The organism is Pinirhizobacter sp., from assembly GCF_035317885.1.
Lineage (GTDB): Bacteria > Pseudomonadota > Gammaproteobacteria > Xanthomonadales > Rhodanobacteraceae > Pinirhizobacter.
In genome coordinates this window covers 1-8,067 of record NZ_DATHFX010000500.1, presented here as the reverse complement: position 1 = coordinate 8,067, position 8,067 = coordinate 1, and the positions used below count along the sequence as shown (strand labels likewise).

Genomic DNA, 8,067 nt, shown 5'->3' with positions numbered 1-8,067 from the left:
AGCTGCAGGATGTTCTCGATGATTTCGTTCAACCGCACGCAGTGGTTGTTGATGATCTCCACCATGCGCAGGTCCGTGTCGTTCAAATCCGTCGACTCGGCCAGAAGCTGCGCCGAATAGCGGATGGCCGCCAGCGGATTGCGGATCTCGTGCGCGATGGAGGCCGACAACCTGCCCAGCGACGAGAGCGTGAGTTCTTCGGCACGGCGGGAAAGCAACGAGGTGTCGTCCAGGAATATCAGCACGTGCGAATCGTCGTGCGGGGCCAGCCGGGTGAAGCGCGGTATGACCTCGGGCACGCCGTCGGCCAGCGCGGTGGCCGATTCATCGAGCTTGCCCGAGGTGCGCCAGTGGTACAGGCGCCGCGACAGTTCCGGCGCCACCGTGCCCAGGTCGCGTTGTTCGGCCGTTGGATTGCCCATCAACATCCAGGCCGATTCGTTCAGCTGGTGGATGCGGTTGGCCTCGTCCACCACCAACACGCCGGTCTTCATGCGGCGGATGATCAGCTCGTTTACCTGGGAAAGGTTGGCCAGGTCCAGGCCGCGCTGTTCGGCCAGGGCCTCGGAGGCTCGCATCTGCCGGCCAAGCACGTAACACAGGGAGGCCGTGGCGAAGTAAGCCAGGCCGAACAAGCCCGATTCGAGCAGCTCCCGGTCGGACTCCACCGTGGTCGATAGCGCCACGAAGGTCTGGCCCAGCATGCCGATGGTGGCCATGGCGGCGAAGAACATCGACAACCGCAGGGGCAGCATCAACGCGCTGACGGCGATGTTGACCACCAGCATCATGGCAATGCCGATGCGTACGTCGTGCATGGCGGCCACCTGCACCACGGCCGCCAGGATGTCCACGGTGACGGCCAGCGCCACGTTCAGGGTCAGCCGGTGCATCCAGGCCCGCGTTCGCCACAGGGCGAACAGGGCGAAGGTCAGGAAGGCCAGGGCGACGAAGCGACTGAGCGTGGGTTGGGGCAGGGCCGGCCAGTCCATCGATCCCGGGCGGAAGGCCAGGCCGGTGTAGACCAGGGCCTGGGCGACGCGGAAAACATGGGCAAACCACAGCTCGTGGCGGGTGCTGTCGGGGCGAAGGCTCGGCCCGGCCGCGGGGTGGGCTGCAGTGCTTGACACGGGCGTTAGGCTTCCGGCGGCATACCCCCCCAGTGGGGCCGCGGCCAGTATAGGCATGAAGCGGCGAAAAAACGGCGCCCGGACCCCCGGCCCTTTCCATTGGGGGCCCATTGAAGGAAAATACCTGGCCGTATGGCGTGGATCGCGTTCGATTCGTCGTTGCGGGCCATCGCACTGCATGTGGGCGGCCCGTGTGCCGTCCTACGCTCCCCCCGTCTTGGCGCCGGGCCAGCCCCACTGGGCCCGTTGCACCTGCACGCTTCCTTATTGTTCGCTCGAGGTATCGAATGAATTTCCACGAGTACCAGGCCAAAGAACTCTTTGCCAAGTACGGTATCGCCGTGCCCCCGGGCAAGGTCGCCAACTCCACCGACGCCGCCGTCGACGCCGCCAAGCACCTTGGTGGGTCACAGTGGATGGTCAAGGCCCAGATCCACGCCGGTGGCCGCGGCAAGGCCGGCGGCGTCAAGTTCTGCAAGAGCCTCGACGACGTCCGCGCCGCCGCCAAGAGCATGCTGGGCACCCACATGGAAACCTACCAGTCCGCCGGCCGCGCGCTGCCGGTGAACCTGGTGCTGGTGACCGATGCCACGGACATCGCCAGGGAACTGTACCTGTCGATCCTGACCGACCGCGATTCCAAGTCCATCAGCTTCATCGCCTCCAAGCACGGCGGCGTGGACATCGAGCAGGTGGCCAAGGACACCCCGGAGGACATCCACACCATCGTGGTCGACTTCGTCGAAGGCCTGCAGCCCTACCAGTGCCGCCAGCTCGGCTTCGCGATGGATCTCAACGCCAAGCAGGTGGGGCAGCTCACCAAGATCATGCTGGGCCTGTACAAGCTGTTCAACGAAAAAGACCTCGCCCTGGTGGAACTCAACCCGCTGGCGATCCTGGCCGACGGCAACCTCGCCGCGCTCGACGGCAAGGTCAATTCCGACGACAACGCCGAGTTCCGCCATGCGGATCTGGCTGCCATGCGCGACCTCTCGCAGGAAGACGCCGCCGAAGCCGCGGCTATCACGCACAACCTCAACTACGTCACCATGGACGGCACCATCGGCTGCATGGTCAATGGCGCGGGCCTGGCCATGGCCACCATGGATGTCATCCAGCTGGCCGGCGGTGAGCCTGCCAACTTCCTGGACGTCGGCGGCGGCGCCACCAAGGAGCGCGTCACCGAGGCTTTCAAGCTGATCCTGTCCTCCGACAAGGTGAAGGCGATCCTGGTGAACATCTTCGGCGGCATCGTCCGCTGCGACCTGATCGCCGAGGGCATCATCGCCGCGGTCAAGGAAGTGGGCCTGAAGATTCCCGTCGTGGTGCGCCTGCAGGGCACCAACGTGGAGAAGGGGCGCGAGCTCCTGGCCAACTCCGGCCTGGCGATCACGCCGGCCGACGATCTCAACGACGCGGCGCAGAAAGCCGTGGCTGCGGCCAAGGGCTGAGGAGCACTATAAATGAGCGTCCTGATCAACAAGAACACCAAGGTCCTCGTGCAGGGTTTCACCGGCCAGCAGGGCACCTTCCACGCCGAGCAGGCGATCGACTACGGTACCAAGGTGGTCGGCGGCGTCACCCCGGGCAAGGGCGGTTCCGAGCACATCGGCCTGCCGGTCTTCAATTCGGTGAAGGAAGCGGTCGATGACACCGGCGCCGATGCATCGGTGATCTTCGTGCCGCCGCCGTTTGCGGCCGATTCCATCCTGGAAGCCATCGAAGCGGGCATCAAGGTCATCGTCACCATCACCGAAGGCATCCCGGTGCTGGACATGCTGCGCGTGAAGAACGTGCTCAAGTCGCACCCCGATACCGTGCTGATCGGCCCGAACTGCCCCGGCGTGATCACCCCGGGCGAGTGCAAGATCGGCATCATGCCGGGTCACATCCACAAGCCGGGCAAGGTGGGCATCGTGTCCCGTTCGGGCACGCTCACCTATGAAGCTGTGTTCCAGACCACCAACGAAGGCCTGGGCCAGAGTACCTGCATCGGTATCGGCGGCGACCCGATCAACGGCCTGAACTTCATCGACTGCCTGAAGCTGTTCCAGGACGACCCGCAGACCGAAGGCATCATCATGGTCGGCGAGATCGGCGGTTCCGCCGAGGAAGACGCCGCCGAGTTCATCGGCGAGTACGTCAAGAAGCCGGTGGTGTCCTTCATTGCCGGCGCCTCGGCCCCCCCGGGCAAGCGCATGGGCCATGCCGGCGCCATCATCTCCGGCGGCAAGGGCACGGCGGCGGCGAAGTTCGCTGCGCTGGAAAAGGCTGGCGTCACCACGGTGAAGTCGCCGGCGGACCTGGGCAAGACGCTTGCCGGGCTGATGAAGTAACGGCGCCTGTCGCCGTATGAAAAAAGGGCCGCATCGCGGCCCTTTTTTTTGCACCATTACGCCGCCAGTGCGAGCCTGGCATTTTGGCCGGCATATGCGCGCATGTCGGCCCAGAGTTTCTCGATGTGGTGCCATTGGGTGCCAAGCACACCGATCGATACGCGCACCATCCATGCGTCATCCACCTGCGCTGCCGTCAGGTATGCCTTGCCCGACTCGTTGAGCGCCTGGACCCAGGCTCGTGTGTGTTCATCGAGTTCGGCGCCGCTGACGCCCGGCGGCTCATGGCGGACGCAAACGGTTTGCAGCGTGATTTTATTCACCACGTGCCATCCCGGTTCGGCATCTACCAGCTGCGCCAGTCGACGTGCATTGACCAGGTCGCGGCGTATACGTTTGCTAAGGCCATCCACGCCTTGCTCGCGGATCAGGAACCAGAGTTTCAAGGCGCGAAAGCGCCGGCCCGTGGGTATGCTCCAGTCCCTCAGCTGCGTCACCTTTCCATCCGTCGGCGTGCGCAAGTAGCTTGGGCAAGTCCCCATGACCTTGGTCAGATGCTCGTGGTCGCGCACGAACATCATCGAACTGTCGAACGCCGCACCCAGCCATTTGTTGGGGCTGACCACGATGGAATCGGCGCGTTCGATGCCTTCCCATCCGGGCCTGCATTCAGGCAGGAGCATCGCGGCGCCTCCCATGGCGGCGTCAACGTGAAGCCACATGCCGCACTCTTGCGCGACATCCGCTATGGCGTCGATATCGTCCATGGCGGTATTGGCCGTCGCACCCGTCGTTGCGATGATGGCGACGGGCCGCGCACCGCGTGCGATGTCCTCGTTGATCATGGCGCGGAGGCGCTTCGCATCGAGGCTTCCTCCAGGCTGTATTGGCACGATGCGGATGTGATCGGTACCGAAGCCGGCAATCATGGCGGTTTTGCCCACCGAGCTATGGGCGCGGGCGGACGTATAAACCATCCCCGGGTGTGCCGGCTGCCGGATGCCGCCCTTGGCGTACTTGCTGCCGGAATATCGCTCGCGTGCGCAGACAATGGCGATGAGCGTCGAGACTGACGCCGATTCCTGGATGGCGCCGCGCCACGCAGGGCCGAGGCCCAGCATCTGGCGTAACCAGTCCACGCACGTCTCTTCAAGTTCCGTCAGCGCCGGGCTTGCCTCCCACGAAATGCCAACCATGCCCAGGCCGGTGCTCAGCAGATCACCCAACACGGACGACAGCTCCACGTTGGACGGAAAAAAGCCGAAGAAGGAGGGATGTTGCCAGTGCAGCACGCCCGGAAGGAGGATGGACTCGAAGTCGGCCATGATGTCGGACACAGGTTCCGCCTGCCTGGGTGGCGCCTTGGGTAGGGCGGCGCGGATGGCGCCGGGTTCGATGGTACGGGATACGGCGCGCTCTTCGATCTTCTCGCGATACGTCGCGATCCAGTCGATGAGGGCGTGGCCATGCTCACGAAACTCATTCGGGGTCAAGGTTCGATGCTCCGGTGGGTCATTGCTGACGGCTGTGCCATTTTCCGGTTGTGCATCGATCACGGCTGTCGGCTGGACGGCAGCGAGCCAAGACAACGCCACTGGCATTGGCGTGTGTGGCGGACCACAAGCTTGTAGGTGCCGGCAAGAAACACCGGTATCGGACGCCTGCAAGGCGCCGGTGCACCGGCAGGGATTATCATAGGGGTCTTGCCCACGGAGTGCCTCCATGAACGCGTTACGCATCGCCCTGGCCCAGCATGATTTTCCCGTGGGTGCCGTCGAGCCGAATGCGCAGCGTGTGCGGGATCTCACAGCCTCTGCCATCGCTGCCGGGGCACAGTTGGTCGCGTTCCCCGAGCTCACCCTTTCTGGCTACCCGCCCGAAGACCTGCTGCTTCGACCCAGCTTCCTGGAAGCCTGCGACAAGGCGCTCGATGCGCTGGCGCGTGAAAGCGCCGACGTCACCACCATCGTCGGCCACCCACTATTGATGGGCGAGGTCTTCAACGCCGCCAGCGTGCTGCGCCAGGGGGCGATCGAAACCACCTACCGCAAGCAGGCGCTGCCGAACTACACCGTGTTCGACGAGAAGCGCTATTTCCGGTCGGGCAGTGCGCCCTGCGTGATCGAAGTCGAAGGTGTGCGGATAGGTCTGTTGATCTGCGAAGACATCTGGGAACCCGAGCCCGCCGCGCACGTGGCGCAGGCAGGGGCGGAGATGATCGTGGTGATCAACGCCTCACCGTACGACATCCACCAGGCCGCCACCCGCGAGGGGCTGCTGGCCGAGCGCGCGAAGGACAACGACCTGCCCATCGCCTACGTCAACCAGATCGGCGGCCAGGACGACCTGCTGTTCGACGGTGCCTCTCTGCTTGTCAACCGCGACGGCAGTATCGCCGCGCGCGCGCCGTCATTCGTCGAGGCGTTGCTGATGGTCGACTACAACCGGGCATCGCGCACGCTCAGGGCCGTCGACTGGCCGGCCTATGAGGCCCTTCCCGAGGAAGCCATCATCTATGCGGGGTTGGTGCGCGGCATCCGCGACTACATCGGCAAAAACCGTTTCCCAGGGGTGTTGCTTGGCCTTTCCGGTGGCATCGACTCGGCGCTCACCCTCGCCCTGGCGGTGGACGCGCTCGGCGCGGACAAGGTCACGGCGGTGATGATGCCCACGCGCTATACATCCGATCTTTCCCTGCGCGAGGCCAGGGCCCAGGCCGACCACCTCGGCGTTGAATACCACGTGCTTCCCATCGGCGGGATCTTCGACAGTTTCATTGGCACGCTCGATCCCGTCTTCGCCGGTCGCGCGCCCGACACCACCGAGGAAAACCTGCAGTCACGCACGCGCGGCGTGTTGCTGATGGCGATGTCCAACAAGACGGGCAAGCTGTTGTTGTCCACGGGCAACAAGAGTGAGATGGCAGTGGGCTATGCCACGCTGTACGGCGACATGTGCGGCGCCTATGCGCCGCTGAAAGATGTCTACAAAACACTTGTGTTCCGTCTTTCCCGCTGGCGCACGGCGATCGATGGCGCGATCCCGATGGCCGTGATCGAGCGCCCGCCGTCGGCGGAGTTGCGCGAAGACCAGAAAGACGAAGACTCCTTGCCCCCCTACGACGACCTCGATGCCATCCTCGAGCTATTCATCGAAGGCGAGAAATCCGCCGACGACATCGCCGCCGCCGGCTTCGACCGTGATGTGGTGGCGAGGGTGATCCGCCTGGTCTACGTCAATGAGTTCAAGCGCCGCCAGGCAGCGCCCGGGCCGCGCGTCACTGAAAAGGCGTTCGGTCGCGAGCGGCGTTATCCGATCACGTCCGGCTGGCGTTGAACTTGCCGGCGCCTTGCCAGGCATAAAAAGAAAGGCCCGGCGATCGCTCGCCGGGCCTTCTTCTTGATGCGGGATATCAGTGGTGCCCGGAGAACGGAATCGTGCGGCGCCACACCGACGGATGGTGCGGCCAGTTCGGATCCGTCAGATAGGGATGGTTCGGGTAGTTCAGCGCCAGCACCTTCTTCGTCTGCTCGGCGAGGTCCGGCTGCTCGAGCATGATGTAGCTGCGGGTAAGGATGGCCAGCGCATCGCCCGTCTGCGGGGACTGCTGGTAGTGCTCGATCACGTACTGTGAGCGATTGGCCGAGGCCACGTAAGCCTTGTTGCGCAGGTAGAACTCCGCCACGTTGATCTCGAACTGGGCCAGCTCGTTGCGCAGGAAGATCATGCGCTGGCGGGCGTCGGCCGTGTAGTCGGAGTTCGGATAGCGGCGGGAGAGTTCGCTGAAGTCGTCGAAGGCCTGCAGGTTGAAGCCCTGGTCGCGGCGCGTCTGGGCGCCGTCGCGCTGGATGAAGCGCTCGATCAGGCCGCCGCTGCGGTCGAAATTGATCAGGCCGCGCAGGTAGTAGGCATAATCAGCGTGCTTATGCGTGGGAAAGGTCTTCAGGAACCGGTTGATGGTGGAATACGCATCGTCCGGCTTGTTGTCCTTGTACTGTGAATAGGCCATGTCCAGCTGGGCCTGCTCGTTGTACTCACCGGAAGGGAAACGGGCGATCAGGCGCTGATAGGCCTTCTCCGCTGCCGCATAATCGGAATTCTCCAGCGAATCGTGAGCGGTGGAGTACAGCTTTTCCACCGGCATCGTGTCGATGGTGTCGCCCTTGTGGCGGAACATCGAGCAGCCGCCCGCCAGAAGGGCGAGGCAGAGCATAATTAGCAGCTTGGTTGCACGCATTTAAAGGGTTCGGATGCTGGATCGAATGAGCATGATAGCCGAAACCGGCCAAAAGCCGGGGAGCGGCCGATGAGTACCATACGGCATGAGGCCCGGGTGCCGATGGCAGCCGCGGGACGCCGTTTCGACCAGACATTGGCCGAGATGTTCCCGCAGTATTCCCGCTCCCGGCTGACCGCCTGGGTCAAGGCGGGCTCCGTCCTGCTCGACGGCCGCGTTGCGGCGCCGCGGCAACTGCTGGTGGGCGGCGAGGCGGTGGCGATCGAGGCGGAGGTGGCGGTGGAAACCCACGCCGAGCCTGAGGCGATGGACCTGGACATCCGCCATGAGGACGACCACCTGCTGGTGCTGAACAAGCCGGCGG

7 protein-coding genes are annotated in these 8,067 nt (G+C 64.2%); 4 read left to right on the top strand and 3 right to left on the bottom strand.

Features of this window, described 5'->3' with window-relative positions; genetic code table 11:
- The coding region (locus VK519_RS16510) for a histidine kinase dimerization/phospho-acceptor domain-containing protein (RefSeq protein WP_324351565.1) at window positions 1–1,130 on the bottom strand (1,130 nt) is incomplete at its 3' end.
- 287 nt (window positions 1,131–1,417) lie between these two features.
- Here VK519_RS16510 and sucC point away from each other — a divergent pair.
- Together sucC and sucD are read left to right on the top strand one after the other, a co-directional pair.
- The gene (gene sucC / locus VK519_RS16505) at window positions 1,418–2,581 is read left to right on the top strand and encodes an ADP-forming succinate--CoA ligase subunit beta (RefSeq protein ID WP_324351563.1); all 1,164 of its coding nucleotides are present in this window, start codon (window positions 1,418–1,420) and stop codon (window positions 2,579–2,581) included.
- A 12-nt stretch (window positions 2,582–2,593) separates the two neighbouring features.
- Entirely contained in the window at window positions 2,594–3,466 is an 873-nt protein-coding gene (sucD, locus tag VK519_RS16500; RefSeq protein ID WP_324351561.1) for a succinate--CoA ligase subunit alpha, read from the top strand.
- Window positions 3,467–3,522: 56 nt separating this feature from the next.
- On the opposite strand, the gene VK519_RS16495 is transcribed toward sucD, so the two are convergent.
- The gene (locus tag VK519_RS16495; protein WP_324351559.1) at window positions 3,523–4,959 is read right to left on the bottom strand and encodes a pyridoxal phosphate-dependent decarboxylase family protein; all 1,437 of its coding nucleotides are present in this window, start codon (window positions 4,957–4,959) and stop codon (window positions 3,523–3,525) included.
- Window positions 4,960–5,188: 229 nt separating this feature from the next.
- Between VK519_RS16495 and VK519_RS16490 the strand changes: the two genes are divergently transcribed.
- A complete protein-coding gene (locus VK519_RS16490; RefSeq protein ID WP_324351557.1) occupies window positions 5,189–6,802 on the top strand; it encodes an NAD+ synthase in 1,614 nt (537 codons plus the stop codon).
- A 76-nt stretch (window positions 6,803–6,878) separates the two neighbouring features.
- Here VK519_RS16490 and bamD read toward each other — a convergent pair whose 3' ends face one another.
- Window positions 6,879–7,679 carry an outer membrane protein assembly factor BamD gene (gene bamD / locus VK519_RS16485; protein WP_324351555.1) on the bottom strand — a complete coding sequence of 267 codons (801 nt, stop codon included), beginning with the start codon at window positions 7,677–7,679 and terminating at the stop codon, window positions 6,879–6,881.
- 93 nt (window positions 7,680–7,772) lie between these two features.
- Here bamD and VK519_RS16480 point away from each other — a divergent pair.
- Window positions 7,773–8,067: S4 domain-containing protein (locus tag VK519_RS16480; protein ID WP_324351553.1), on the top strand; the 295-nt coding region annotated here is incomplete at its 3' end.